General features: G+C 38.7%; 25 protein-coding genes. 17 read left to right on the forward strand and 8 right to left on the reverse strand.

Annotation, left to right across the window (positions count from 1 at the left end; translation table 11 throughout):
• Positions 1-2 precede the first annotated feature (2 nt).
• On the forward strand, positions 3-416 hold the full coding sequence (locus NU09_RS07745) for a DUF4296 domain-containing protein (protein ID WP_129750710.1): 414 nt from the start codon (positions 3-5) through the stop codon (positions 414-416).
• Here NU09_RS07745 and NU09_RS07750 read toward each other — a convergent pair.
• Positions 413-1,417, reverse strand: coding sequence for an NAD-dependent epimerase/dehydratase family protein (locus NU09_RS07750; protein ID WP_129750711.1), 1,005 nt, complete (start codon positions 1,415-1,417; stop codon positions 413-415). The genes NU09_RS07745 and NU09_RS07750 overlap by 4 nt on opposite strands.
• A 128-nt stretch (positions 1,418-1,545) precedes the next feature.
• On the opposite strand from NU09_RS07750, the gene tyrS reads away from it, so the two are divergent.
• Positions 1,546-2,847, forward strand: coding sequence for a tyrosine--tRNA ligase (tyrS, locus tag NU09_RS07755; protein ID WP_129750712.1), 1,302 nt, complete (start codon positions 1,546-1,548; stop codon positions 2,845-2,847).
• A 65-nt stretch (positions 2,848-2,912) separates the two neighbouring features.
• On the opposite strand, the gene NU09_RS07760 is transcribed toward tyrS, so the two are convergent.
• The 5 genes from NU09_RS07760 to NU09_RS07780 form a co-directional block, all read right to left on the reverse strand.
• A complete protein-coding gene (locus NU09_RS07760; protein WP_129750713.1) occupies positions 2,913-4,553 on the reverse strand; it encodes a sulfatase in 1,641 nt (546 codons plus the stop codon).
• A gap of 53 nt (positions 4,554-4,606) precedes the next feature.
• Positions 4,607-5,587, reverse strand: coding sequence for an acyl transferase (locus tag NU09_RS07765; protein WP_129750714.1), 981 nt, complete (start codon positions 5,585-5,587; stop codon positions 4,607-4,609).
• Between the two features lie 81 nt (positions 5,588-5,668).
• Entirely contained in the window at positions 5,669-6,007 is a 339-nt protein-coding gene (locus NU09_RS07770; protein ID WP_129750715.1) for a T9SS type A sorting domain-containing protein, read from the reverse strand.
• Positions 6,008-6,116: 109 nt separating this feature from the next.
• Positions 6,117-7,256 (reverse strand): hypothetical protein, encoded by a 1,140-nt coding sequence (locus NU09_RS07775; protein ID WP_129750716.1) that lies wholly within the window; start codon positions 7,254-7,256, stop codon positions 6,117-6,119.
• 125 nt (positions 7,257-7,381) lie between these two features.
• Positions 7,382-10,162, reverse strand: coding sequence for a TonB-dependent receptor (locus NU09_RS07780; RefSeq protein ID WP_129750717.1), 2,781 nt, complete (start codon positions 10,160-10,162; stop codon positions 7,382-7,384).
• 183 nt (positions 10,163-10,345) lie between these two features.
• Between NU09_RS07780 and NU09_RS07785 the strand changes: the two genes are divergently transcribed.
• Both NU09_RS07785 and NU09_RS07790 read left to right on the forward strand, forming a co-directional pair.
• Positions 10,346-11,032, forward strand: a complete 687-nt coding sequence (locus NU09_RS07785) for a response regulator transcription factor (RefSeq protein ID WP_129750718.1) — start codon at positions 10,346-10,348, stop codon at positions 11,030-11,032.
• Positions 11,032-12,075, forward strand: a complete 1,044-nt coding sequence (locus NU09_RS07790) for a sensor histidine kinase (RefSeq protein ID WP_129750719.1) — start codon at positions 11,032-11,034, stop codon at positions 12,073-12,075. Before NU09_RS07785 ends, NU09_RS07790 begins: the two co-directional genes overlap by 1 nt.
• On the opposite strand, the gene NU09_RS07795 is transcribed toward NU09_RS07790, so the two are convergent.
• Entirely contained in the window at positions 12,049-13,110 is a 1,062-nt protein-coding gene (locus NU09_RS07795; protein ID WP_129750720.1) for a glycosyltransferase, read from the reverse strand. The genes NU09_RS07790 and NU09_RS07795 overlap by 27 nt on opposite strands.
• Before the next feature lie 96 nt (positions 13,111-13,206).
• On the opposite strand from NU09_RS07795, the gene trmB reads away from it, so the two are divergent.
• The 13 genes from trmB to NU09_RS07860 all read left to right on the forward strand — a co-directional run bounded on the left by trmB (position 13,207) and on the right by NU09_RS07860 (position 24,079).
• Positions 13,207-13,881 (forward strand): tRNA (guanosine(46)-N7)-methyltransferase TrmB, encoded by a 675-nt coding sequence (gene trmB / locus NU09_RS07800; RefSeq protein ID WP_129750721.1) that lies wholly within the window; start codon positions 13,207-13,209, stop codon positions 13,879-13,881.
• A gap of 7 nt (positions 13,882-13,888) precedes the next feature.
• Entirely contained in the window at positions 13,889-14,524 is a 636-nt protein-coding gene (locus tag NU09_RS07805) for a LysE family transporter (RefSeq protein ID WP_129750722.1), read from the forward strand.
• Between the two features lie 2 nt (positions 14,525-14,526).
• Positions 14,527-14,868 (forward strand): MGMT family protein, encoded by a 342-nt coding sequence (locus tag NU09_RS07810; protein WP_129750723.1) that lies wholly within the window; start codon positions 14,527-14,529, stop codon positions 14,866-14,868.
• A gap of 117 nt (positions 14,869-14,985) precedes the next feature.
• Complete coding sequence (locus NU09_RS07815; protein WP_165357676.1) at positions 14,986-16,116, forward strand: Mrp/NBP35 family ATP-binding protein; 1,131 nt, start codon at positions 14,986-14,988, stop codon at positions 16,114-16,116.
• 2 nt (positions 16,117-16,118) lie between these two features.
• Positions 16,119-16,358, forward strand: a complete 240-nt coding sequence (locus NU09_RS07820) for a NifU family protein (RefSeq protein WP_129750725.1) — start codon at positions 16,119-16,121, stop codon at positions 16,356-16,358.
• An 84-nt stretch (positions 16,359-16,442) separates the two neighbouring features.
• Positions 16,443-17,495 (forward strand): NAD(P)/FAD-dependent oxidoreductase, encoded by a 1,053-nt coding sequence (locus tag NU09_RS07825; protein ID WP_129750934.1) that lies wholly within the window; start codon positions 16,443-16,445, stop codon positions 17,493-17,495.
• 1 nt (position 17,496) lies between these two features.
• Positions 17,497-17,826 carry a 2Fe-2S iron-sulfur cluster-binding protein gene (locus NU09_RS07830; protein WP_129750726.1) on the forward strand — a complete coding sequence of 110 codons (330 nt, stop codon included), beginning with the start codon at positions 17,497-17,499 and terminating at the stop codon, positions 17,824-17,826.
• 101 nt (positions 17,827-17,927) lie between these two features.
• Positions 17,928-18,290 (forward strand): S-adenosylmethionine decarboxylase family protein, encoded by a 363-nt coding sequence (locus NU09_RS07835; protein ID WP_129750727.1) that lies wholly within the window; start codon positions 17,928-17,930, stop codon positions 18,288-18,290.
• 4 nt (positions 18,291-18,294) lie between these two features.
• Complete coding sequence (locus tag NU09_RS07840; RefSeq protein ID WP_129750728.1) at positions 18,295-19,524, forward strand: DUF4178 domain-containing protein; 1,230 nt, start codon at positions 18,295-18,297, stop codon at positions 19,522-19,524.
• Between the two features lie 217 nt (positions 19,525-19,741).
• Positions 19,742-19,954 (forward strand): DUF350 domain-containing protein, encoded by a 213-nt coding sequence (locus tag NU09_RS07845; RefSeq protein ID WP_129750729.1) that lies wholly within the window; start codon positions 19,742-19,744, stop codon positions 19,952-19,954.
• Positions 19,947-21,464: a polyamine aminopropyltransferase gene (locus tag NU09_RS07850; RefSeq protein WP_129750730.1), complete on the forward strand. Its 1,518-nt coding sequence runs from the start codon at positions 19,947-19,949 to the stop codon at positions 21,462-21,464. The genes NU09_RS07845 and NU09_RS07850 overlap by 8 nt, the downstream gene beginning before the upstream one ends.
• The gene (locus tag NU09_RS07855; protein ID WP_129750731.1) at positions 21,442-23,067 is read left to right on the forward strand and encodes an FAD-dependent oxidoreductase; all 1,626 of its coding nucleotides are present in this window, start codon (positions 21,442-21,444) and stop codon (positions 23,065-23,067) included. The genes NU09_RS07850 and NU09_RS07855 overlap by 23 nt, the downstream gene beginning before the upstream one ends.
• Positions 23,048-24,079, forward strand: a complete 1,032-nt coding sequence (locus NU09_RS07860; protein ID WP_129750732.1) for a hypothetical protein — start codon at positions 23,048-23,050, stop codon at positions 24,077-24,079. The genes NU09_RS07855 and NU09_RS07860 overlap by 20 nt, the downstream gene beginning before the upstream one ends.
• A gap of 140 nt (positions 24,080-24,219) precedes the next feature.
• On the opposite strand, the gene NU09_RS07865 is transcribed toward NU09_RS07860, so the two are convergent.
• Positions 24,220-26,265: a T9SS type A sorting domain-containing protein gene (locus tag NU09_RS07865; RefSeq protein ID WP_129750733.1), complete on the reverse strand. Its 2,046-nt coding sequence runs from the start codon at positions 26,263-26,265 to the stop codon at positions 24,220-24,222.
• Positions 26,266-26,342: the final 77 nt, after the last annotated feature.

Genomic DNA, 26,342 nt, shown 5'->3' on the forward strand with positions numbered 1-26,342 from the left:
ATATGAAAAAGTTTACAGTTATATTATTTGCATTTGTAGTGCTGGCGGCCTGTGATAAAGGGCCTGAAAAGCCACAAAACTTTATAGAAGAAGATAAAATGGAAGATATACTTTATGACGCTGCCCTTTTACAGTCTATGAGTTCTTTTGCGCCGGGAATATTGCATGATAATGATATAACTGTAAGCGATTATCTTTATAATAAATATGATATAGACAGCCTTACATTGGTCCAGAATCATACATATTATGCTTCTGATTTTGAAAGGTATGAAAAACTAATGAATAGGGTAACCGACAGGCTTAGGGAAGAAAAAGCAGTAGTGGATACCTTAATGCAGGCCAAACCTGAAAAAGATGAGGTAAAAGCATCTGCTCTTGTTGTTGATACTGCTAAAGTAAAAGAAAAGCTTTAGGACAACGATCTGAAATCTTTTGCAATCTGCTTTAAATGCGATTTTATATCCCTGAAATTGTAGTTAAGCGTTTCCTTAATTTTTAAATTGTCAAAATTTTGGTGCCTGTGTGCCGATTTCGCCATGGTACGCGTAAAATGCCTTGGCCTGAATAACAGTTTGGAGAAAAACCAGTCTAAACGATAGGCTACATTTGTCATAAACGGTGTGGCATATATAAACGGACGTTTTTTATACATACCATCGGCTATGGTGTTAAAAATAGACTCAAACGATATGTTTTCGGCTACAAGGGTATAGCGCTCTCCCGAAATGTCAGATTCCATTAATTGTATCATGATACTGGCAACATCTTCTGCCGCTACAGCTCCACATGTACCTTTTGAGTAAAAATACAGGCCTTTGTCAACATTTTTAAATATCTCTCCGCTTCCCTGGTTCCAGAAGCCGTATCCGAAAATAAGTCCGGGGTTAACAATCACCACTTCAAGCCCTTCCTGCCAGCCACGCCAAACTTCGGTTTCTGCTCCGTGTTTGCTTATGGCGTAATCAGAATGAAACTTTTCAGGATTCCATTCGGTTTCCTCGGTTATTATTATTTCATTGAATTTAAGATCGCCCAATGCGGCTACCGAGCTTACATGGCAAAACTTCCTTATGCCTAATGCCAGCGAAAGGTTAACCATATTAGCGGTACCTTCAATATTTACTTTGCGTAGTTTTTCTTCGTCAGCAGGGTCAAAAGAAATGTATGCGGCACAGTGGTATACTTTGTCTATTCCTGCCAGTGCCGGTTCCAGCGAGGGAACATCAAGTATATCGCCTTCTGTCCATTCTATTTTTTCAAACAACTCCTGTTTGTTGTAATGGGAAAAAAGGTGCTTCGTTTTTTTGATGGTTTCGGCCCTTCGGTATAATGCCCTTACGGGCTCGGCGCCCTGTGTAAGCTGTAATAGCAGATGTGCGCCTACTAATCCTGTTCCTCCTGTAACTAAAATCATATAACAAATATAGCTATTGATAGACGTAAAATATATTGAGGTAACTATAAATATTCACTTTTTTTAAACATAGGGGGTATGTTTTTATCTCCGTACATTGTATTTTTGCACTTCACTAAATTTTTGATATGAAGAACTTTGTAGAAGAGCTAAGATGGAGAGGTATGATACATGATATCATGCCCGGAACCGAAGAACAACTGAATAAAGAGGTTACAACGGCGTATATTGGCTTTGATCCAACTTCAGATTCACTGCACATAGGTAGTTTAGTGCCTATTATTATACTGGTGCATCTACACAAATGCGGGCACAAGCCTATTGCGCTTGTGGGTGGTGCCACAGGTATGATAGGTGACCCTTCGGGCAAGAGTGACGAAAGAAACCTGCTTGATGAGGAATCGCTAAACAAAAATGTGGAAGGAATTAAAAGAGTGCTTTCCCGTTTTCTTGACTTTAATGCCAAGGAAGCAAATGCTCCGGTACTGGTTAACAACTACGACTGGATGAAGGAATTCTCTTTTATCGGGTTTGTGCGCGATGTAGGCAAACGTATTACCGTAAACTACATGATGGCAAAAGACTCGGTTAAAAAGAGGCTTACGGGTGAGGCAGGATCAGGCATGTCGTTTACTGAATTTACTTATCAGCTTATTCAGGGTTACGATTTCTATCATCTTCACAAACATTATAACTGTATGCTTCAGCTGGGTGGTAGCGACCAGTGGGGTAATATAACTACCGGTACCGAGCTTGTAAGAAGAATGAATGATGAAGGCGCTAAGGCTTATGCCATGACGACTCCGCTTATAACTAAGGCCGACGGTTCTAAATTTGGTAAATCGGAAGGTGGGAACATCTGGCTTGATGCCGATAAGACTTCTGTGTACAAGTTTTACCAGTTCTGGCTTAATACCAGTGATGATGATGCTGAGAAGTATATTAAGATATTCACTTTCCTTCCGCAGGAAGAAATTGAGCAGATTATAGCGGAACATAAGCAGGCTCCGCATTTAAGGGTGCTTCAAAAAAGACTTGCTCAGGAGGTAACTACATTTGTTCACTCTAAAGAAGATTTTGAAGATGCGGTAAAGAAAGCCGAATTTGTTTTCTCTAATTATGACCGTGAGGCTATTGAGAACGAAAGTGAAGAATTCTTTACAGATATTTTTGGTGAGTTCTTTACGGCTCCGGTAAAAAAATCGGTACTTACACAAGGTGAGGATATCGTTGTGGTACTAAGCGATATTACAGGTATATTCCCTTCAAGGAAAGAAGCAAGAAAATCATTAGCAGCTAACGCTGTTGCTATCAATAAAGTGAAAGTTGATGAAAGCTATGCTTTGAGTACTAACGATTTGCTTTTTGGTAAATACATCCTGGTTTCTTTTGGTAAGAAAAAGAATTTTGTTGTTCCTGTAGAGGATTAATAAATATAAGTTGCTTAGTTGCAAAGTAACTTTATAAAAAAATCCGCTCATTGAGCGGATTTTTTTTATTTCATAGGAGTACCCCTTAGTTTTTTAAAATTATCGTAGGCTTTGTCTACTTTTTCTTTAGGAGTGGTTTCAAATTCTTTGTCAGTTACTTTATACTCTGCCTGAAGCTCTTTTAGCCTTGCATGTAGCTCTTTCTGGATGCTGGCATATTCCGGACTGTTATAAATATTATGCTGTTCCTCAGGGTCTGTTTTAAGGTCGTACATTTCCCATACATCAATGTCGTCATAAAAATGGATTAGCTTATAACGGCTTGTTCTTACACCATAATGCCTTTTTACCATGTGGAAAGCCGGGTAGTCGTAATAATGATAGTAAAGGGCATCTCTGAAGTTGTCATCCTTTATGGTGTTTTCCAGCAATGGCCTCAATGATTTGCCCTGAAAATCGGACGGTATCTGTACGCCGGCATAATCAAGGAAGGTAGAGGCGAAGTCAAGGTTTTGGGTCATGCCCGAAACAATTTTTCCTTTCTGTATTTTTTCAGGATACTGTATAAGTAATGGCTGTTTCATGGATATCTCGTACATAAAACGCTTGTCAAACCAGCCATTTTCACCCATGTAAAACCCTTGGTCAGAAGTATAAACCACAATAGTGTTTTCGGTTAGTCCGTTTGCGTCAAGGTAATCCAGTATTTTACCTACGCCTTCGTCTACAGAAGCGATTGTTGCAAGATAATCCTGTACATAGCGTTGGTATTTGTATTCTGCCAGTTCCTTACCATGAAGGTTAGCTTTGTGAAAAGCATCGTTTTTTGCCTGATAGGCCGAATCCCATACTTTGCGCTGTAACGGGGTCATTCTGTCAAAGTCATTCGTCCACGGGTTGTGTGCAAGTTCAGGGCTTCCTTCTTTTTTAGTCATTTTAAGGTCATGTCCCTCATACATATCATCATAAATGGTCATAAGCTGCTGTTGTGCGGCAGGCTGTCCTTCATGTTTTACATAATAAGTGTCGGGTATAGGGAATTGTATAGTGTCGTACATGTTTAAATGACGAAGGGCCGGCATCCAGTTGCGGTGTGGTGCTTTGTGGTGTACCATTAAAAAGAAAGGCTTATCTCCTTTTGCATTTTTATCCATCCAGGCAATACTTTTATCGGTAATCAGGTCGGTAGCATAACCGTCGGTAACAACTTTGCCTTTTGTAGTTATAAACTCGGGATTGTAATAATTGCCCTGATCGTTCAGGATGTCCCAATGGTCAAAACCTGTAGGGTCTGATGAAAGGTGCCATTTCCCTATAACGGCCGTTTTATAGCCTGCTTCCTGTAGGTATTTTGGTAATGTGTTTTGTGTGTTGTCAAATTTATCGCCGTTCATCCTAAAACCATTCATATGGCTGAATTTTCCGGTAAGTATGGTAGCGCGGCTAGGTCCGCAAAGGGAATTGGTGCAAAAATTATTGGTAAAAAGTGCCCCGTTTTTTGCCAATCGGTCTATGTTAGGGGTTTTTGCCAGCTGACTTAAGGGGTGACCGTATGCGCTAATGGCCTGTAGGGCATGGTCGTCGGTCATTATAAAAATGATGTTGGGTTTTTGCGGAGCCTCCACAACTTGTTCGGTTTCCTTTTTTTTGCCGCAGGAAACCATTGCCAGCATTGCCAGTATAACGGCTAAGATATGTTTGGTCATGAGTAACAGATTTGCGAAAGGTAAATATACGACTATAAGTGTATAACGTATTGTTAAAGTACCATGAGGTTACACCCGCGGATATCGGAATTATCAAAACGGCCCAATACTTCAAAGGACTGGTTTGTGTATTTTTTCCCTAAATCCTGAGTAGCTATAAAGGAGCAGGAATTGATGTTGGCAAGATCTATTACATTTATGCCGCCTGTTTTACCGGTTTCTACATAGCTTAAAGCATCTTCGGTGTCACGAATAAGAATATCCATCCATGGCGGGCATTCAAAAATACCATCGCCAAGTGAATACGCCTGCGAAAGCAGTTCGGTCATACCGTATTCCGAATGGATTTTACTTACGCCAAAACCTTTACACAGTATTTCATGAAGTTCCTCACGTATCATTTCACGACGTTTGCCTTTCATCCCCCCAGTCTCCATTATAATAGTATTCTTAAGGTTAAAATCCTGTTTTTCTGCCAGGTCGAGAAGGGCATAAGTAACACCAATAAGTAAAACATTCTGTCCTGCATTATCCAGTGCTGTAAGCTTTTGTATAAGCTCGTCGTAGTTGTGCAGGTAAAAGCCGCTATCAGGATTATTAGAACGCTCAATTAGGTCTTTCACCATGTAAATTAATGAAGAGCCTTCGCGCTCCAGATAGGAGGGTAGAAGAGCCAAAATGGCATAGTCTTCTATATTGCCGTAAAACTGTGAAAAAGCCAGTCTGAAACTGTCTTCATAATAGCTTAAATCGGTAACAAGATGTCTACTGGTTGTCATTCCAGTTGTTCCGCTACTGGTAAAAGTGATTTGTGCAGGGTTAATGCTGCTTACTATGTCATGACTTTTAAAAAACTGTATCGGCAGGAACGGAATGTGGTGTATGGATTTTACATTTTGCCTGTCTTTACCCAAAAGTTCACAAAAATTTCGGTATACGGCATTATTGTCATACTGGTGCCTGTATACTTTTAGTGTAATTTTTTCAAACTCCTTTTTAGAAGCAATGGTAAATATGTCGTTTTGGGTAAGCAATGCACAAAAAGTTTTGGCAAAAATACAAATAAAAAAGCACCGCTGTTGCAGTGCTTTAATTATGTTATACTATTGAATATCTTATTTAACAATCAGTTTTCTGGTTGCTGTAGCTTCACCTTCCTTAACCTTAACAATATATACACCTGCAGTCAGGTTAGATATATTTAATTCTTTACCGGTTATGGTAGCCTGAAGTATTTTTTTACCCAGTACATCGTAAATCTCTACCTCTTTGCTTTGACCAGACTTAGAGGTGATATAAACCCTGTCTGAACTTACCGGGTTAGGGTATATGTTCAGGTCTTCTATGTTCTGCTGTTGCATTACAGCTGTATTCCCTTTGCTATCCTGTGCAGCAGCGCTGAAGGACATAAGGAAAAAGAACAGTAAAGTGATATAAAAGTAGTTTTTCTTCATTGACGACGATTGATAGTGTAAAGATATAAAAATATTTTCAAATATCATACCAAAAAAAAAGCCCCTCAATTTTATGAGGGGCTTTTTGATATGTTGATTATAACTTTTCTTAGTTAAATCTTGTCCATCCCTGAGCCCAAGTAGGAACAGCAGCACCGTTACCAGCACCAGTTACGTTAGCACCTACAGTGTAGAAACCTGTGTTAGTACCTAGGTAGTTAGTGATTGCAGTAACGTTGTCAAACATTACGTTTGTAAATTTGATTTCATTGTTGTCAACGTGAGCGTTAGCTACAGGATCTGCAGCAGCATCTTTAATGTTGATACCAGTAGCGAAACCTGAAACGTAGAAGTTATCTACTGTCCAAAGTCCTCCACCTTCTTTGATGAAGATACCACCTTCTGAACCAGGACCCACTACAGTGATATTTTTAAGTGTAGCTGTAGTTGTAGGAAGAGCTGCACCGTTATCACCATTGTTAGAACCTTCTATACCAGCTTTAGCACCGCCTGTGATGTACCAGTACTCACCAGTACCTTTCCAACCGTCAGCAAAGTCGATTGAATCGTCACCACTGTTAGTAGCTACTAAATATTTACCGTTTACAGCGCCACCGAAGAACTCTATACCGTCATCACCACCTTCGAAAGACTGAACGTACTCAACTGTAGTACCAGAACCAACTCCGAAAAGAGAAAGACCATTAAATTCTTTATCACCGTTAAAAGCGGCACCAGTGTACTCAATTCTTAGGTAACGGATAACACCAGAGTTATCGTTATCTACTGTACCACCATAAGTAAGGTCAGAAACCTCAGCAGTAGCAGTTTGTCCTGTAGAACCACCTTTGTTAGTGTTTGCTTTACCACAAATTACAAGACCACCCCAATCACCTTGTGCAGGGTTAGATGAAGCAGAAGTCATAACTACCGGGCTAGTAGCTGTACCGTTGATGAATATTTGTCCACCTTGAGCTACTGCGATATAAGCGCTAGTTCCACCTGAAGCCTTAACAGTTGTACCTGCAGGAATAGTTAATTTAGCACCATCTCTTACAATGAATGAACCTGTTAGGTTGTAAGTTTTAGTAGCGTCTAAAGTAGCTTCTTCACCTGATTTAAGTTCACCCTGAAAGTTTGTAGGGTCAATTACAGTTTGGTTGTTGTTGTTTGAGTTGTCATCATCGCTGCTGCAAGATGTTAAAGCTAATGCTGCAACTGCTAACGTAGAGAAAAGCAATTTTTTCATCTGTTGTGTTTTTAAAGTTTAAGTTAATTTACTGAGGCAAAAGTATTTTAGCCGTATTAAAAAGCGTTTAAGTCAATATTAAGTGTTTATTAAACCTAAACGCTTTTGTGTTACTTCAATGTTAATTACAGTTTATAGGTTAGGCCTACCTTGAAAACCATACCTTTTTTGTATTGTGCAACAATTACATCCTGATCTTCCTGTATTCTTTCTACTGTAGGGTCAAGTATGTTTCTTACACTTAGTCCTATACTGAACTTCTTGCTCAGGTCAGATTTAACGATGAAATCAAGAGTGCCAACAGCTTTATCAACAATGTTACCTTTTGTATTAGTACCGATAGCATATACCCTGTCAGAGAAATAGTTGTAAGTAAGTGTTGCTGTAAGTTTTTTGTCTTCGCTAAATTCGTTAAGGTAGCTTATGTCAGCATTTAAAAGTAGATCTGAAGCTCCTGTAAGTTTGCCTTCGGTGTTTGTAAAGCCTACGTTCAGGTTAGTTTCGTCTGATACTTTCTGGGAACTAAAATCCTGATTGTTGTACATGTATGATGCATTAAAACCTGCTGATACTATGTTGTTTAATATTGCGTCTTCACCAGAGAATTTAAACAGGTCTTTTCTTATTTCAAATTCACCACCTATAGCAATTGCTTTTTCTCCTGTGTTAACATAAGAGATGTCGTTTGTTGCAGATGCTACAGTTACTTCGTTTATTGGGTTTTGAATGTATTTACCAAAAGCTGTGAATGAGATTATTTCAGTAGCAGTTGGGAAGTATTCCCATTTAATATCAGCATTATAATCTGTTGAAGCATATAGGTCAGGGTTACCGAATGTTACCTGAGTAACTTCTTCATACTGGAACGGAGCTCTTTCTTTAAACTGAGGCAGTGTATAGGTTTTACTGGCTGCAAATTTTAAGTTTTGTTTTTCAGTAAGCTCATATTTAATAGCTGTACTTGGCATAAACTCTGTAGATTCAAAACTACTGTCACCACCGTTTGGTTGTAATGAAGTTTTCCATTCAATATCCTGAGTAATCATTTCAAGCCTTAAAGCAGCAATTGCTGTTAACCTTGGGTTGAATTTGTATTCTACTGCTCCATAACCTGCATTGATAATTTGTGTACCGTTGTAGGTTTGAGGGTCAAGGGCATTTGGTACGCCTGCGCCACCTCTAAAGGTAATGATGTCAAATCTGCCCGCATCCATATTTGCCTGGTTAAAGTAACCGTCAATATTGTTAAGGTCTATTTGTACAGGATCAACAAGGTTTGTCTGTCTGTCAATTCTAAAGTTGAACTGAGTAGCATCAAAGTCAGTGTTTTTAAAACGTCCGCTGTAACCTACTGTAAATTTACCTTTGTAGTTGTCATCCGCATCTTTATTGAATTTATAATTTGCAGAGATGTTTGCTGCTATTTCGTCTTCAGTAAGATTTTGATAATAGCGGTGGTTGTCTGATGTTGCTAAGTCAGATACTTTAAGCCCCTGTGAGAAATCATCATTGTCTATAGGGACAAAAGTGTTTTGCATCCTGTCTGGTATTACGTTCTTCACTACATTGTAAGAAGTACCCCATTCAAGGTCTGTTCTTTCGTTAAATGTATGGTTACCTAATAACTGGTTTACATAAAGCGAAGTTCTGTCAAAGGTAGAACGTCTTACAAAACCGCCTCCGTTTGGAGCGTTGTCAAAAATATCTATAGTACCGTTAAATTCGTCATGACTTTGAGATGTTGAGTTAACAAAAAGTGAGTTGAATTTAAGGTTGTTGTCTGCATTGATTTTATAGTTGGCATTACCCATTAAAGTAGTGTTTGTTAAATGGGTATATGACTCATAATCAAAATCTTTTCTTGCAATTCCCTGGTTACTTACGTTACCCCTTGCAATACCTTCTCTGTAGCTGTACTCACTGTCAAATGATCCTGTAGCAAAAAAGCTTAATCTTCCTTCTTCGCCTACATCATAACTGTCGCCGCCTTTTAGAGAGATGCTCATATTTACCGGAGTTACAGTTTGCTTATTCCAACTTGTAGTGAAGTTGTAAGCATCTAATGGATTTGCAGGGGCTTCCTGATTTGAGAATCCTGAAAAAGCCGGGCCATCCTGTTGGTAGAAGTTGTCTACGTTTACAGCATTTTGACTAACACCTGTTCCTACGCCTACTTCAAAAAATCCGTTTCCTTTGTAGTTTTTAGAAGCGATATCTATGTTTGCTCCCGAAAAGTCTCCGTAGTTTTTAAAGTAATACGTTTTGTCTATACCAATATATTCAACAATGTCAGTAGAGAATATTTCAAGGCTTATGTTTTTCTTAGAAGGGTTGTTAGACGGTAACGGTAATCCGTTCATGGTAGTCATATTGTATCTGTCGCCAAGACCCCTTACATATACACTACCTGATCCTTCTTGTTTAGATATACCTGTAGTTTTAGTAACGGCAGTAGCTACGTCGCTAACTCCTTTACGCTCTAATTCCTGCGCACCAATGTTTTGTTTTATCTCAACCGCTTTTTTCTGTTCAGCTAAAAGGGTTGATTCTTTTTCGCGGCTAACCGTCTTTTCTATTACAAGGTCAGTAAGTACTACACTGGTAGAACCTAAAGCCTGGTTTATCGTTTTTGTTTCGCCTGCCTTAATAGTAAAAGGTATTTCTACGTTTTCATAACCAAGAAATGCTACTACTAAAGTGTGGCTTCCTTCAGGAACCGTTAGAGAGTACTTTCCGTTCTCGTCTGTGTTAGTTCCAATTGTTGTTCCTTTTATCACCACACTGGCAAAAGGAAGGGTTTCATCATTTAAGTCTTTGTCGGTAATTGTACCGGTTACTGTTCCTTTGTTTTGGGCAAAGCTTAAAGCAAAGGTAAACAGTGTGATAATTAAAAATTTAAGTTTCATTTCGTGTCGTTTAATTTCGCTGCAAAGAAACTTCAGGTATCCGAACCGATTGTTAGATAAACGTTACCTTTGGATTTAGGTTTTATTATTAAATTGTTAACAGATTAAATAATTGTTAACACGTTTGTTCATTTTGTATTATCTTTACCTTTACAGCCGCAAAACATAATATGCCAAAGCATTATGAAGAAAAAAGACATTAAGATCTTATTGGTTGATGATGAGCAGGATATCCTGGAAATTGTGGGGTATAACCTATCTCAGGAAGGTTACCAGATTATCACTGCATCAAATGGCAGGGATGCCATTGCGAAAGCAAAAAAAGAGCTTCCTCACCTTATCATTATGGATGTAATGATGCCCGAAATGGATGGTATGGAAGCGGTTGAGAACATCAGGAAATTACCTGAGCTTAACAATGTAATTATCACTTTCCTTACTGCAAGAAGCGAAGACTATTCTCAGGTTGCAGGGTTTGATGCCGGAGCCGATGATTATATTGCAAAGCCTATTAAGCCAAAATTACTGGTAAGCAAAGTAAAAGCTCTACTAAGAAGGCTTAAGGAAGATGAAAGCAAAGGCGATGTTCTTAAAGTAGGTAATATTGAAATAAACCGCGAAGAATATAAAATTATTCTTGAAGATAACGGAGAGATCGTACTGCCAAGAAAAGAGTTTGAGCTTTTCTATCTGTTAGCTTCTAAGCCCGGTAAAGTATTTAAGAGAGAAGAAATTCTTGACAAAGTATGGGGTAATGAGGTTGTAGTAGGCGGAAGGACTATTGATGTACACATTAGAAAGCTTCGTGAAAAAATAGGTGACGAACTATTTAAAACGATAAAAGGAGTAGGCTATAAGCTGGAAATTTAGTGGCAATAAATTTTAAGAAAACATATAAGTTTGCTGTTAAGTCAGCGCTTTACATATCCCTATTTTCTGCTGCCTTAATGGCAGCGATGAAATTCTTTTACACCGAAATAAGCTGGGCGTTTATTTCGGCCTTATCCTCGGCAATTCTCATATTTTCATTTTTTGTGCTGCAATATCGCGTAGAGCGTTTTATTTACCGCAGGGTAAAAAAAATATACGACGATGTTTCGCTATTGGAATCGAGTTCTTTAAGAAACAAGTCGATTACTACTGATATGGCTACACTTACACGTGAAGTTGAGAAATTTGCCCGCGATAAGAAAATTGAGATTGAAACCTTAAAGGTTCGTGAAGAATACCGCCGTGAGTTTATTGGTAATGTATCACACGAACTAAAAACCCCTCTTTTTACCGTACAGGGTTATCTGCTTACACTGCTTGATGGTGCCATGAGTGATAAAACCCTGCGCAAAAAATACCTGCAACGTGCCGAAAAAGGTGTGGAAAGGCTTATTTATATTGTGCAGGATCTTGACATGATTACCAAGCTTGAGGTAGGAGACCTTAACCTTAATTACACCAAATTCAACATTGTTGAGGTTGTACAAAATGTATTTGACCTGCTTGAAATGAAAGCTGATAAAAAAGGTATTATCCTGATGTTTGATATGAAGTATTTCAAGCCAATAATGGTGTATGCCGACAGGGAAAAAATACAGCAGGTGGTAACCAATTTAGTGGTGAACTCCATTAAGTATGGCCGTGAAAACGGTACTACCGAAGTAAGTATTGAAGACCTTGTAAACAATAAGATTATTGTAAGGATAAAAGATAACGGAGAGGGTATAGAGAAAAAGAATGTACCAAGATTGTTTGAACGCTTTTACCGTGTAGATAAAAGTGGTGCGCGTACCGAGGGTGGCTCCGGTTTAGGGCTTTCCATAGTAAAACACATCATAGAAGGCCATGATGAAAAAATATATGTGGAAAGTAAATATGGTGAGGGTTCAGAATTTTCATTTACCCTCGAAAAGACCAAATAAGTCTTTCCAGGTTACTTCTTCCGTATCCATATTTTTAAGTCCCTTATATTCGCTTACCTCTTCAAGGTCGCTAATCTTAAAATCGTCCTGAAGGGCATAAGGTACCAATCCCGATTTTTTAAGTTTTTGTGCCAGGTACTCTTGTTCGTACTGCCCCGGCGTAGGTATAAAAAATGCTTTCTTGCCCAATTTGGCCAGGTCCATAACTGTGGTATAGCCTGATCGGCAAAGTACCAGTTCACTCTCATTAAAAGCTTGTTCCAATTCTTCGCGGCCCATGTAGTTGTATGTGGTAATGTTGTCTTCTTCTGTAACGGTTTGATTGCCGTCTATAACCCCGCGAATAAAAATTACCTCACCCTCATAATCCAAAAGTTCCTTTTGAAGTTTCTCTTCCAGTAATGTCCTTTGTGGTTCCGGACCCGAAAGTATTATCATAAGATCGTATTTTTTAGGAAGGCATTTTTTGTTCAGCCTGCTAAGAGGTCCTATGTATTTTATGTTTAACGTACAGTTTTCAGGATGTCCCAGTTTTCCGGTAAGGTTTGGCGATGTGGCAACATCCGGTACCCAGCATTGTTTATGTTTTTTAATAAACAGCTGATGTATGTAGGTGGTAAACCAAGTGGTGTTTCCGGTAAGTACGTTAAGCTGATGCGTCATGAAAGCCGAAGGTACTTTAGGGCTATACACTCCCATACGGTTATCAGAAATGATACCGCTAATGCCATATTCCTTGATCCATTTCTTTACGGTTCTGTTCTCGCTTCTTACAGCTTTTATCATGTTGGGTATCTGGAAGAACATCTTCAGCTTAAAAAAGCTTCCGTTTTTGGCATATTCTATTTTATATGAAGGGAGTTCCAGTATCTTTTTATCAGGAAACTCTTTTTTAAGTAACTCAAGAGCAACGCCGTCGGAAGCTATAATTGGTTCAAATCCGTGGTTCTCTAATGCTTCAATAACGGGAATACAGCGTGTAGCATGGCCCAGCCCCCAGTTTAAAGGGGTTACCAGTATTTTTTTGTTTTGCAAAACTTTAAGTTTTTAATAACTATTTAATAAGTGCAAGCTAAAACTATTCTCTGTTTCGTATATTTCCCTAATTTTACCAAAATTTTAAATTTAACCGTGGGAAGTAAAAATAAACTGAAGCGTTTTAAGGAAAATGAGACTTTTAACAACGTGCTGCAGCCTACCCGTGAGGAAGCAGTTTCGGGTAATTTTCCTTTAAAAGGTAAATGGGGGAGTGACTTTTTTAAAAATGACAACCCGATAGTTCTTGAGTTGGGTTGTGGTAAAGGCGAATATTCTGTAGGCCTTGCCCAAAGATATCCTGAAAAGAATTTTATAGGTATAGATATTAAAGGTGCCCGTTTTTGGCGTGGTGCCAAAACTGCTGTAGAAGGCGGTATTAATAATGTTGGTTTCCTGCGTACACAAATTGAGCTTATTGAGCACTTTTTTGCTCAAGGCGAAGTTTCTGAAATATGGATAACCTTCCCCGATCCGCAAATAAAATACAAGCGTACCAAACACAGGCTTACCAATTCGGAATTCCTGCAGCGTTACAAGAAAGTCCTTAAACCGGACGGACTGATGAACCTTAAAACTGACAGCGAGTTTATGCATGGTTATACGTTAGGGTTACTACACGGCGAAGGGCACGAAGTAATTTATGCCAACCATAATGTGTATGAAAACCATGGTGCACCCGAGGTGGTAACTGCCATACAAACGTTCTACGAACAACAATATCTTGAAAAAGGAAAACCAATAACGTATATTCAGTTTAAAATTAAGTAGATAAAGAATGGATATAATACTCCCTTTGCTTTTGGGTATAGCTGTTGCAACACCGGGTATAGTGCTTCCGGGGTTAATTAATATGACGGCTGCCAAAATTAGCGTAAGGGACGGCAGGGCATGTGCGATAGTGTTTTCTATAGGTGCTACCGTTATAGTTTTTATCCAGTCTTATATAGCGGTTTCCTTTGCTAAGTTTATTAGCAAAAGAGACGATATCATTAACCTGCTTGAGGAAGTTGGGCTTGGTATTTTTGTGCTGCTTACCATCTACTTTATTTTTATTGCAAAAAAGCCTCAGTCAAAAGACGACGAAGAGCCTGCAAAAATGAGGTCCCGTACAGGATGCTTTTTTTTAGGAGTACTGCTTTCGGTACTTAACTTTTTCCCTATTCCTTATTATGTGGTTATGAGTGTTACACTCTCCACCTATAAGTTCTTTTCGTTTGATAATCTTTTTGTTTTTTTATTTGTAATAGGAGCCATAACAGGAACATTTGCCGTGTTCTATCTGTATATTATTTTCTTTAAAAAGCTGGAGCAGAAAACTGACTTTTTTATGAAGAACATCAACTATTTTATAGGTGGTGTTACCGGCCTTGTATCTGTAATTACCCTGATTAAGTTGTTGAGAAACATGTAATCATGACACAGGACAAAAACCAAAACTTTTTTGAACGGGTGTATGATGTAGCCCGTCTTATACCTCATGGCAGGGTAACATCCTATGGGGCTATTGCCAGCTTTCTTGGGGCAGCCCGTTCGGCAAGAATGGTGGGTTGGGCTATGAATGCCTGTCACGGCCGCGACGATGTGCCTGCACACAGAGTGGTTAACAGGGTTGGGCTGCTTTCTGGCAAGCATCATTTTCCTGGTACTAACCTTATGCAACAGCTGCTGGAAAGCGAAGGTGTTGAGATAAATGACAATAAAGTGACCGATTTCGACAAACTTTTTTGGGATCCTGCAAAAGAATTAGACTTTTAACTTCTGTTAATGTACTTTTTACTGCTTTAAAAACTTTATTGTATAAAGTTTTCATACTATCTTTGCAATTTGAAATCAGTCTTAATAAGAGGCTGAAACTGAATAGTATAATATATTATGAAACTTGATAGAAAAGAGATATTAAAAGCCCTTGAAACCATTACAATAGCCGGAGAAGGCCAAAACATGGTAGAAAGCGGGGCTGTAAGAAACGTACTTACTTTTGGTGATGAGGCAGTTGTAGAAGTAGTGCTTACTACTCCTGCAATGCATATTAGAAAGCGTGCCGAAGCTGATATTATAAAAACAATTCAGGAAAAGGTAAATGCCGATGCTAAGGTAAAAGTAAACGTAAAAGTAGAATCGCCTGAAAAACCTGAGATAAAAGGTAAAGGTATCCCCGGTATATCAAACATTATAGCTGTATCTTCCGGTAAGGGAGGTGTAGGTAAATCTACAATTACGGCAAACCTAGCTGTTACCCTTGCTAAAATGGGCTTTAAGGTTGGTGTTCTTGATGCCGATATTTATGGTCCGTCTATGCCGATAATGTTTGACGTAGAGAGGGAAAGGCCAATATCGGTAGAGGTAGACGGAAAGTCTAAAATGAAACCGATACAAAGCTATGGTGTGGAATTACTTTCAATAGGGTTCTTCACTACGCCGGAGCAGGCTATCATCTGGAGAGGCCCAATGGCTTCTAAAGCACTTAACCAGATGCTTTTTGATGCCGACTGGGGTGAACTTGACTTTATGCTTATCGATCTTCCTCCTGGAACGGGAGATATCCACTTATCTATAATGCAGTCATTACCTATTACCGGTGCGGTTGTGGTTAGTACACCACAGGCAGTTGCCCTTGCCGATGCCAAAAAAGGTGTGGCAATGTTCCAGCAGGAAAGCATAAATGTTCCTGTACTGGGTATTATAGAAAACATGGCTTACTTTACTCCGGAAGAACTTCCTGATAACAAATACTACATTTTTGGAAAAGAAGGTGCAAGGAATCTTGCAGCAGATTTAGATGTGCCTTTCCTTGGCGAAGTGCCAATCGTGCAGAGCATTCGCGAAGCAGGAGACTATGGCCGACCTGCAGCATTGCAAACGGCTACTCCGCTTGAAGCGTCGTTTGAAGAGCTGGCACGTTCGGTAGTACAGGAAACCGTGAACAGAAACGACAACCTTCCGCCTACAGAGGCAATAAAAATCACTACCATGGCTGGCTGTTCAGCAGTTAAAAAGAAATAACGATGACAACAGAAGAAATTAAATTTAATGTGGAAAAGGCGCTGGATGAAATCCGCCCGTTCCTTGAGTCTGACGGAGGAAACATTACCCTTATCGATATTGAGGACGACAAACACGTAAAGGTTCGCCTTGAAGGTGCATGTGTGGGTTGCAGCGTAAACCAAATGACATTAAAAGCCGGTGTGGAAACAACCATTAAAAAATTTGTTCCGCAAATAGAAACCGTAGTAAATATTGCTTAAGGTTCGGCTGATAAATATCATGAAATAAAAGAACAGTTTTAGAGACTTTTGCTTTAAAACTGTTTTATTATGAAAAAAAAGAAAATGATTAGTACAGATATATTAATAATCGGCGCTGGTCCAACAGGGCTTTTTGCCGTATTTGAAGCAGGATTACTAAAGCTTAAATGCCACATTATAGATGCGCTCCCACAACCGGGCGGGCAGCTTGCCGAGCTTTATCCTAAAAAACCCATTTTTGATATTCCCGGTTTTCCTTCTGTTTTAGCGGGAGACCTTGTAACAAACCTGATGGAACAGATAAAGCAGTTCCAGCCGGGCTTTACCCTTAACGAAAAGGCAGAGACTATAGAAAGGCAGGAAGATGGTACTTTTATAGTTACCACAAACAAAGGGACACAGCACCATGCTAAGGCTGTTGCCATTGCAGGTGGCCTGGGTAGCTTTGAGCCGAGAAAACCTATTATAGAAGACCTTGAGTTTTATGAAGATAAAGGGGTTGAGTATTTTGTAAAAGATCCTGAGCTTTTCCGTGATAAACGTATTGTTATTGCAGGTGGTGGCGACAGTGCATTGGACTGGAGTATTTTCCTTGCCGATGTTGCTAAAGAGGTTACCCTTGTACACAGGAGAAACGAGTTTAGGGGTGCTTTAGATTCTGTAGAGAAAGTGCAGGAACTTAAAAAGCAGGGTAAAATAAATCTTATTACTCCGGCAGAGGTAACAGGTATTCGTGGTGCAGAGCATGTGGAAGAACTGGATATTGAACAGGATGGCGGACACAGAACCATAAAAACCGATTATTTCATTCCGCTTTTTGGTTTGTCACCTAAACTGGGAGCTATTGCTAACTGGGGTCTTGAAATAGAAAAGAATGCCATTAAGGTTAACAACGCGTTAGATTATCAAACGAATATAGAAGGTATATATGCCATAGGTGATGTTAATACCTATCCGGGTAAACTTAAGCTTATACTTTGTGGTTTTCATGAGGCAACCCTTATGTGCCAAAGCGTATATAACAAGTTGAACCCCGGTAAAAAATATGTTCTTAAATATACAACCGTAAGCGGTGTTGACGGGTTTGACGGGACACGTAAGGAAGCCGAGAAACAGGTTGTAAAAGCGATTGAATAGTATGGCAGATGTAACCATAAAGATAAAAGACAGGGATGGGGTTATGCACGAAGTGCAGGCACCTACCGATATGTCTATGAATTTAATGGAACTGGTAAGGGCTTATGAGCTGGCTCCAGAAGGTACTATAGGAGTATGCGGAGGGATGGCCATGTGTGCTTCCTGCCAGTGTTATGTGCTTAACGATGTGGAGTTGCCGGAAATGGGTCCTGATGAGGATGCCATGCTTGCCGAAGCTTTTTATGTTAAGCCAAACAGCAGGCTGGGTTGCCAGATACCTATAACAAACGAACTGGAGGGACTTGAAATTGAACTTGCTCCCGAGTCATAAATAAAAAAAGCGCTTCATTTGAAGCGCTTTTTTTATTTTAATGTTTTTGTTTTTTGGTAAATAAAAATATCTTTGGGCAAAACAATGCCCAGCCTTACTAAATGACAAACACTGCATATTCGCCCGGGCTTCATAAACTGCTTACGCTCAGGGTGAAAAATATTGATAAACTTACAAACCTTAATGGGTTTAAAAACTTTTCTGATGGTATTTTATTAAAATACGGATTGGAAGAGGTAGGCTTTTCATCTCATGTTTTTGAAAACGGAAGCTATACTGCGGCCTACTGTTTAAAAGAATCTCATTTATGTATACATACATGGCCTGAGTTTAATCAGCTAACCATGGATGTGTATTTGTGTAATTATCTTAAAGATAATAGTGATAAGGTAAGGGCCATTGCCAATGAATATATAGTTTATTTTGAAGCAGAGGTAATTAAAGATTTTGAAATTAACCGTTAAGCCTATGACTGTTACCTGTCCTGAATGTAAAGCTGTTACAGAAGCCGAAATAGAGCTTGATGTGATTAATTTTGTATGCCCTAAATGCGCTTCCCTTTTTAATTATAGTTCAGATGGGCCCAAAACTGTGATGAGGACTTTTGATTATACCTTTAATAATGTTACTTTAAAGGTAGGTCAGCGAGGAAAACTTAACGGGATAAAATATATACTGACCGGAGTTTTGGTTAAAAAAGTTCCTGCCGGTTACATGTGGCGTGAATATATTTTAACATCCCCAGACGATGAACAGTTGTACCTTTCTGAATATGACGGCCACTGGATAGCACTTCACGAAGCAAAAGAAAAAGCTGAGAAAGGCCTCTCTCCCGGGACTATTGCTTATGATGGTATGCAGATGGAAATTTTTAGTAAGGGCAATACAAGTATTGTTTCTGCTGAAGGTTTTTTTGATTTTAACCTCCCGGAAAAAAATATACAGTTAATTGAATATATCAGTCCGCCATATATTTATTCTGTAGAAAAAATCGGAAAAAACCAAACAGGATATTTTGGAGAATATATTGCCGCATCAAAAATTAAAAGAGCTTTTGAGGTCAAGAGTATGCCTGCAAGAACAGGTATTGGAATGGCACAGCCATTTAGGTTTGGAGTCAGGAAAATGGCAATAATCTTTTCTTGTTTTGCTGTCCTTATCCTTATTAGTCATCTGCTGATATACAATGGCAGGGCAGAAAAAGAGGTGTTTAGGAAAAAGATGGAATTCAGTGAATTTAATAATAAAGATTTTGTAAGCGATTCTTTTGAGTTAAAAGGAGGTGCAGCACCTCTTACAATTTCGGTTCAGTCTGATGTAGATAATTCCTGGGCTTCTCTGCAGGTTTCTTTGGTTAATGAGGTTACTAATGAGGAGTTTTATGCTACTAAGGATATAGAGTATTATCATGGCTACAGTGACGGGGAAATTTGGAAAGAAGGCAGTACTAACGAAAAGTTTAACCTTTGTGGTGTAGGTGCAGGCAAATACCATTTGACAGTTACCCCTGCCAAGCCGCTGGAAGATTTCTCTAATAAGCAATTAAGTGTAACTGCAACCTGGAATGTGCCTACCCTTTGGAATGTATTTATGTTTATAGGGATTATGCTGATAATAGTTATTATAGCTTATGTAGCCCAGGCGTTCTTTGAACAGAGAAGATGGTCTGAAAGTGATTATTCGCCATATAATACTTAACAGATATGAGGAAAGACAGAATAGTACCATTTATAAAAAACAATATTGCAGCATTGTTAATAGGCGCGGCGGTCTTTGTTTTATTCCTTAAATATACTTTTGAGGGGAATAAGCTTTGTGATTGCCAAAAAACCGAAAAATATAATTCCGCCACTAACAGCACGCATAGTCGTGCCGCGGGAGTGAATCATTTTTATCATAAATAAAAACAAATACTATGGATATTTTTTTAAAACCCGTTTTGAGTTCGTTACTGTTCTCCTTTTTAGGACTTGCTATTTTGTTAATCTCTTACTTTATTGTAGAGAAGCTAACACCTGAAAACACATGGAAAGAAATAGTACAAAATAAAAACATTGCGCTTGCCATAGTTTTTGCAGCCTTTATAATAGGTATTGCCATTATTATAAGCGGAGCTATACATGGGTAACAAAAAAATCGGTTTTGAAGTATTGCTTTTTCTGGCGGTTTTTACCATAGCCACCTGTGGGCTTGTGTACGAACTAGTGGCCGGTACCCTGGCGAGTTATCTTTTGGGCGATTCGGTAAAGCAGTTTTCCTTTATAATAGGGGTTTACCTTTTTTCTATGGGGGTAGGTTCTTATTTCTCAAAATTCATAAACCGTAACCTTTTAAACACTTTTGTAGATATAGAGATACTGGTAGGGCTTATAGGAGGGCTTAGCTCGGTAATACTTTTTGTACTGTTTGAGAGTGTTTACTATTTTCAGTTTATACTTTATTTACTGGTTTTTATAACCGGATGTTTAGTGGGGCTGGAAATTCCGCTTCTTATGAACATACTTAAAGACAGGGTTACTTTTAAAGACCTTGTGTCTAACGTATTCACTTTTGATTATATAGGAGCCCTGTTGGCATCCATTCTTTTTCCCCTGGTGCTGGTGCCAAAATTAGGTATAATGAAAACCTCCCTTTTCTTTGGGATGATTAATGTTAGTATTGCCATAGTGCTTTGCTTTATGCTTAAAAAAGACCTTAAAAATCCTGGGTTACTTAAGGCAAAAGCTATATTTTCCTTTTTGCTGTTATTAATTGTTTTTGTTTTCTCGGAGAGTATATTGTCGTATTCTGAAGGAAAACTGTATGGGGAAAATATAATTTATACACATACCACTTCTTACCAGCGCATAGTACTTACCCATAATAAAAATGACTACAGGCTTTACCTTAATAATAACCTGCAGTTTAGCTCTAAGGATGAATACCGCTACCACGAAGCTTTGGTGCACCCTGTAATGTCTATGGCAAATAAGGTTGACAATGTTTTGGTTTTGGGTGGGGGTGACGGACTTGCAGTACGTGAAATATTAAAATATGATGAGGTTAATCATGTAACATTAGTAGACCTTGATGAGGGTATGACGGAGTTGTTCAAGACCAATACCGTTTTATCTGATTTTAATAAGCATTCGTTAACTAATTCTAAGGTAACGGTAATTAACAGTGATGCCTATATATGGCTTAAGGAATGCAAACAAAAGTTTGATGTGGTAATTATCGATTTTCCCGATCCTTCAAATTATAGTCTGGGGAAACTGTATTCGCTTAATTTTTACAAGACCCTCAATAAGGTATTGACAGACGATGCAATTACCGTAATACAAACCACTTCTCCTTTTTTTGCGCCAAAGTCATTTTGGTGTATCAATAAAACCGCAGCTCAGGTTTTTCCGGTTACCGATGCCTACCATGTTTATGTACCTTCTTTTGGGGAGTGGGGATATACCATAGCTGCCAGGAGCCTTTCAACACCGTTAGGCAGTGCAAAACGCAGGGTGCAGGGTTTAAGGTTTTATGATTATGATTACAGCAGGTTAAACGACTTTCCCAAAGACATGCGGGTTAATGATATAGAGATAAACAGACTGGATAACCAGATATTAGTACGTTATTTTGATGAAGAATGGGGAAGACTATAGCAGTTCGCGCAGGACATTTTTAAAAAGTCTGGGGGCTCTAGCTGTCGGGGCTGCCTTTATACAGTCTTGTGCTAAGAAAATTAAGTCAATCGCTTTAAGGCTTACAGGTACCTCTCATATTTTGGGACACAGGTTGTGGGCTAAAGATTTTCCTAATGCTACAAAGCAGCTGAGTGTTCCTGTACTTATTGTAGGAGGGGGCATAACAGGATTAAGTGCTGCAAGGCAACTTTGCCGAAGAGGCTTTAATGATTTTTTGCTTGTTGAACTTGAAGATCATACCGGAGGTAATTCCTCAAACGGAGAAAATGCCTACTCAAAATATCCACTAGGGGCACACTACCTGCCTCTTCCAAATTTTCACGATAAAGAGCTTATTAGCTTTTTAGAGGAAGAAAATATAATAACCGGATATGATAATGCCGGATACCCTGTTTTTGATGAAGAGCAGCTTACTTTTTCGCCTCAGGAACGGCTTTTTTACAAAAATACATGGCAGGAGGGACTTATACCCCGTTATGGCACATCGGAAAAGACGATAGCCGAATTTGACCGTTTCTTTAAGCTGATGGAAGGCTTTAAGTCTCAAAAAGGGAACGACGGGAAGTATAGCTTTGATTTGCCAATAGAGAACGGTTCTCTCGACACTAAGAATGAAGAACTGGATGCGGTAACCATGCAGCAATGGCTAACGGATAATGGTTTTACAACTGAAGAGGTTTTTGAGTATGTTGACTATTGCTGTCGTGACGATTTTGGTTTGGGTATAAAGTATGTGTCTGCCTGGGCGGGCATTCATTATTTTGCTGCCAGAAAACATAACGGCGGAGAAGCTAACAAAGAAGGCGTGCTTACCTGGCCGGAAGGTAATGCCAGGCTGGCGTCTCACCTTAAAAAATATGCATTAAACAAAACTCTGGTCAATCATATTGTTTTTGAGGTTATTCCTGTTGATGATAAGGTTGTGGTTAAGGCTTTTGATGCCCAAGCCAAACAAACTATTGATATTATAGCAAACAAGGTGATAATGGCAACACCCCAGTTTGTTAACGGTTATATTTTTAAGGAAAGAAAGCCACTTGTTAAAGCATTTAATTATGCCCCGTGGCTATTGGCAACCCTTACATTAAGTGATTTGCCAGATGATTTTGGCCAACCGCTTTCATGGGATAATGTTATTTATAAAGGGGAGGGTGTAGGTTATATATACGATCAGCATCAGTCATTAAAGCAGGTACATCAAAAAAAGGTAATTACTTATTATCATGTTTTTTCCTGTAAGGATATCGTAGCTAAGCGAAAAGAAATTTACGGTAAGCGAAAAGAATATTGGAAAGAATTTGTACTTAACGATATAAAAAAGGCTCATCCCGGGATTGAAGATTTTACTGAAGATATAACAATACATATTTTGGGACATGGCATGATAAGCCCTGTTCCCGGATTTATATTTGGTGAAGCCAGAAAGCAGGCTTCATCTGTTATAGAGAATAAAATATTTTTTGCCCATAGCGACCTTTCCGGAATTTCGGTTTTTGAAGAGGCTTTTCATCAGGGTATTAATGCAGCAAATAAATTAATAAATGAAACAGCCCTGGATTGATAAGGCAAAAACCGACAGCATATTTATACTGATGCCGCCATTTGTGGTTTTGGCAATTGTATTTTTTTGTCAGGGGTGGCTTGTGCGTCTTGAAAAAGAATATTCATTTTATACATGGTTATTTTTTGTGGTATTTATAGATGTTGCCCATGTATATGCCACTTTATTTAAAACATACTTAGTGCCGCAAACTTTTAGGAAAAAAAAGAGACTGTTAATAGGCTTGCCTGTAGTATGTTTCTTTATTGGCCTTATGCTTTTTATGCTGGGGAGCAGGGTGTTTTGGATAACGCTTGCCTACATTGCCGTTTTTCACTTTATAAGGCAGCAATATGGCTTTATGAGGTTGTATTCCAGACTCGAAACTAAAACCCGTTTTACTGTATTTTTTGATAACCTAACCATATATGCGGCAACCGGATACCCAATGCTTTACTGGTTTATGAGCGCGCCAAGAAAGTATACATGGTTTATGGAAAATGAGTTTTTTACTTACAGGAATGATGAACTGCTTGCTGTTTTTGGTTATGTGTATGTGTTGATATTGGTTATCTATACGGTGAGGGTTATATATGCTTTTGCTAAAAGAGGTTATTTTAATATTCCTAAAAATGCCATAATAATTGGTACCGCCGCTTCCTGGTATTTTGGGATTGTATATTACAATAACGACCTTGTCTTTACCATGCTGAATATAGTTTCACATGGAGTGCCTTACATGGCATTAATTTATCTTAAAGAAATAAGGCAGCCAAGGCAAAATGCGTCGTCATTTATGCAGTATATTAATAGCTATAAAGGAATTATAATATATATTGGCCTTTTGTTGCTATTGGCTTTTTTTGAAGAATACCTTTGGGAAATTACGGTTTGGCAGGAACAGTTCTCTTTTTCAGGAACAGCCGTCTTTCAAAACTGGCATTTTTTACTTGTACCATTGCTGGTAGTGCCGCAGTTTACCCACTACATACTTGACGGATTTATCTGGAAAACTCCTAAGAAAGCAGCATAGTTAAAAGCTGAAATGGTTTTCATACTTATTTTTTTCTATCGGGCCTTGATTTTTAAAATATCTTTTTAACTTTTATAATATGAACATCAATAAAAAAGCCCCTTCAACTGAAGAGGCTTTGAATATAAAAGATATAAAACTTAGTTTTTGATAAACTTAAGCGTTGCGCTTTGACCGTCTTTATCAATTTTTATGAAATAGATACCATTGCTGTATGCAGAAGTATTGATGCTAAGATTAGCAGTTGAGCTAACTTTAGACTGTGCTACTACCTGACCTAAATTATTGTAGATAGTATAGCTTTCCGGTAGCTCGTTGTTTTTCATACTGATGTTGATAATACCATTAGTAGGGTTAGGATAAAGTTTAATTCCATTTTCATAAACAAAATCATTAGTGCCTAAAGTGGTATCTACATAGAATGAAGTTTCTTCTGTAACTCCAAAGGAACCGCCTGAAGCAACAACTGTTCCGTCTATTGTAGTAACCTCATAATATCCTTCCCCATATTCACAGCACATACCGTCTCCTGCCTGGTCAATTATTACAAAAGTATAACACTGGCTAATTTCAAGCTCAACGGTTTCGGTATATAATGTGTCGTCATCATATGGGCCGCCATAAGTAATCAGTTCTTCATTAGCATCTAAAACAGCCCATAGCGTTTCGTCTCCCCATCCGTCAGTTAAAATAGTAACTGTTAGGGCCTGAGTGTTGTATGATGCTACAGGTGTATAAGTGAAATCTTGTGTTATAGTATCGTTTAACGGAGCTTCATCTTCTGTGTTGTTTACAGAAATAATAGATAGTTCAAGTGTGTGCTCTCCTTGTGCAGGCTCTGCTACAGGAAGTTCTATAGTAGTGGTTTCTCCATTTTCAAGTTCACCTGTCCAGCTGTAAACGGCAGCTTCCTCATCAAGTGTATAGCTTATTTCGGCAGCTGTAATTGTATTAGTACCTGTATTTTTAAGGTTGATAGTTAAAGCAAACTCTTCTCCACAAGATTGCTGAAGTTGGTTTATGTTTAGTGATCCGTCATTATCATAAACAACTCCCGGTACACAACCGTCAGATGTTATTAATGATACTCTTCTTGGTGAGTTCGCTAATACAGCCTGCATTCTTTCTTTTTGGTTTTGAGTGAATACATTCTGACAGCTGTCGTTTGTATAGTCCATGTAATTTTCAATCATGTCCAGCCCGGGAGAGCTAGGGCATGAATCCAGCCCTTCAGGGCATCCGCTATTAGCATTCTCAGCTACAGGAGTATCAGCACAATAGTCATCAAAGCTACAGTCACCGTCACCCCAAATGTGTCTTAGTCCAAAGTAGTGCCCTACTTCATGTGAAGCAGAACGTCCTTTGTCTTTGCCGCCTTCCTCATTATAGTATCCGTTAGGGTAAATGTCTGAAGAACCGCAATACATTGCGCCAAGTGCAACACCGTCTGTTTCGGCAAGTACAGGTAGCCCTTCTTCTTCAAGTCCCTCAAGTCCTGATTGTGTTGGGAACTGTGCATATCCTGCAAGCTCACCTATAGGTGTTCCATTGAAACTGATATATAGATTGCTAACAACCCAAATGTTTAGGTATTTGTTAGGGTCCCATTGGGTTTGTGGTTTTATTATGGTTTCAACTGCATTCATTTCCCAGCCGTAAGGATCGTCGTTTTCATAATAATGTCTTGTAATACCGCTTGTTGCAATTCCGTACTCATCTCTTTGTGCTAAACAAAATTCTATTTCCATATCAGCACCTACAGGGTTTGTGTTAAAGCCCGGGGTGTCTGCCATTCTTCTAAAATCCTGGTTTAGTACAGTAAGCTGAGAAAGTATCTGCTCATCGGCAATGTTTTCGTTTTGACCAATAGCATCTCCATCATGTATAACGTGAAATACTACCGGGATGGTTACCACTTCGTTAGTGGTTTGAGTGTTTTTTAAAAAACCTTTGGCTTTTTGTTCCTCAATTTTTTGTGCTATCCATTCTTCAAACTGTACAGTATTAGACCTGTTTGGGAATTTTCTCTGTAAGCTTTCTTCATATTGTGTGGTGGCACAGTTAATGAACCCGTTTTCTTGGGGCCCAAATTGTTTTGTTTTCTTGGTTTGAGCAAAAGCTCCTGCAGATAGCAGACCTGACAATGTTAGTAAACCGATTTTAATAGTAGTAGTGTTTAATTTCATTCTAAGGAATTTAAATTCAGCGCCGAAAATACATTAATATTTTATATGCAAGCCGGCTAATTTCCTTTTTAACAAAA

Source organism: Flavobacterium beibuense (assembly GCF_004151245.1).
Taxonomy (GTDB): Bacteria; Bacteroidota; Bacteroidia; order Flavobacteriales; family Flavobacteriaceae; genus Flavobacterium; species Flavobacterium beibuense_A.

Bases quoted from the DNA above. Each gene is read 5' to 3' on its own strand.
- NU09_RS07775 (WP_129750716.1), bottom strand. From the start codon at position 7,256: ATGAAAAAATTGCTTTTCTCTACGTTAGCAGTTGCAGCATTAGCTTTA.
- tyrS (WP_129750712.1), top strand. From the start codon at position 1,546: ATGAAGAACTTTGTAGAAGAGCTAAGATGGAGAGGTATGATACATGAT.
- NU09_RS07840 (WP_129750728.1), top strand. From the start codon at position 18,295: ATGACTGTTACCTGTCCTGAATGTAAAGCTGTTACAGAAGCCGAAATA.
- NU09_RS07850 (WP_129750730.1), top strand. From the start codon at position 19,947: ATGGGTAACAAAAAAATCGGTTTTGAAGTATTGCTTTTTCTGGCGGTT.
- NU09_RS07835 (WP_129750727.1), top strand. From the start codon at position 17,928: ATGACAAACACTGCATATTCGCCCGGGCTTCATAAACTGCTTACGCTC.
- NU09_RS07825 (WP_129750934.1), top strand. From the start codon at position 16,443: ATGATTAGTACAGATATATTAATAATCGGCGCTGGTCCAACAGGGCTT.
- NU09_RS07845 (WP_129750729.1), top strand. From the start codon at position 19,742: ATGGATATTTTTTTAAAACCCGTTTTGAGTTCGTTACTGTTCTCCTTT.
- NU09_RS07865 (WP_129750733.1), bottom strand. From the start codon at position 26,265: ATGAAATTAAACACTACTACTATTAAAATCGGTTTACTAACATTGTCA.
- NU09_RS07770 (WP_129750715.1), bottom strand. From the start codon at position 6,007: ATGAAGAAAAACTACTTTTATATCACTTTACTGTTCTTTTTCCTTATG.
- NU09_RS07815 (WP_165357676.1), top strand. From the start codon at position 14,986: ATGAAACTTGATAGAAAAGAGATATTAAAAGCCCTTGAAACCATTACA.
- NU09_RS07750 (WP_129750711.1), bottom strand. From the start codon at position 1,417: ATGATTTTAGTTACAGGAGGAACAGGATTAGTAGGCGCACATCTGCTA.
- NU09_RS07785 (WP_129750718.1), top strand. From the start codon at position 10,346: ATGAAGAAAAAAGACATTAAGATCTTATTGGTTGATGATGAGCAGGAT.
- NU09_RS07745 (WP_129750710.1), top strand. From the start codon at position 3: ATGAAAAAGTTTACAGTTATATTATTTGCATTTGTAGTGCTGGCGGCC.
- NU09_RS07760 (WP_129750713.1), bottom strand. From the start codon at position 4,553: ATGACCAAACATATCTTAGCCGTTATACTGGCAATGCTGGCAATGGTT.
- NU09_RS07780 (WP_129750717.1), bottom strand. From the start codon at position 10,162: ATGAAACTTAAATTTTTAATTATCACACTGTTTACCTTTGCTTTAAGC.
- NU09_RS07830 (WP_129750726.1), top strand. From the start codon at position 17,497: ATGGCAGATGTAACCATAAAGATAAAAGACAGGGATGGGGTTATGCAC.
- NU09_RS07820 (WP_129750725.1), top strand. From the start codon at position 16,119: ATGACAACAGAAGAAATTAAATTTAATGTGGAAAAGGCGCTGGATGAA.
- NU09_RS07810 (WP_129750723.1), top strand. From the start codon at position 14,527: ATGACACAGGACAAAAACCAAAACTTTTTTGAACGGGTGTATGATGTA.
- NU09_RS07805 (WP_129750722.1), top strand. From the start codon at position 13,889: ATGGATATAATACTCCCTTTGCTTTTGGGTATAGCTGTTGCAACACCG.
- NU09_RS07860 (WP_129750732.1), top strand. From the start codon at position 23,048: ATGAAACAGCCCTGGATTGATAAGGCAAAAACCGACAGCATATTTATA.
- NU09_RS07855 (WP_129750731.1), top strand. From the start codon at position 21,442: ATGAAGAATGGGGAAGACTATAGCAGTTCGCGCAGGACATTTTTAAAA.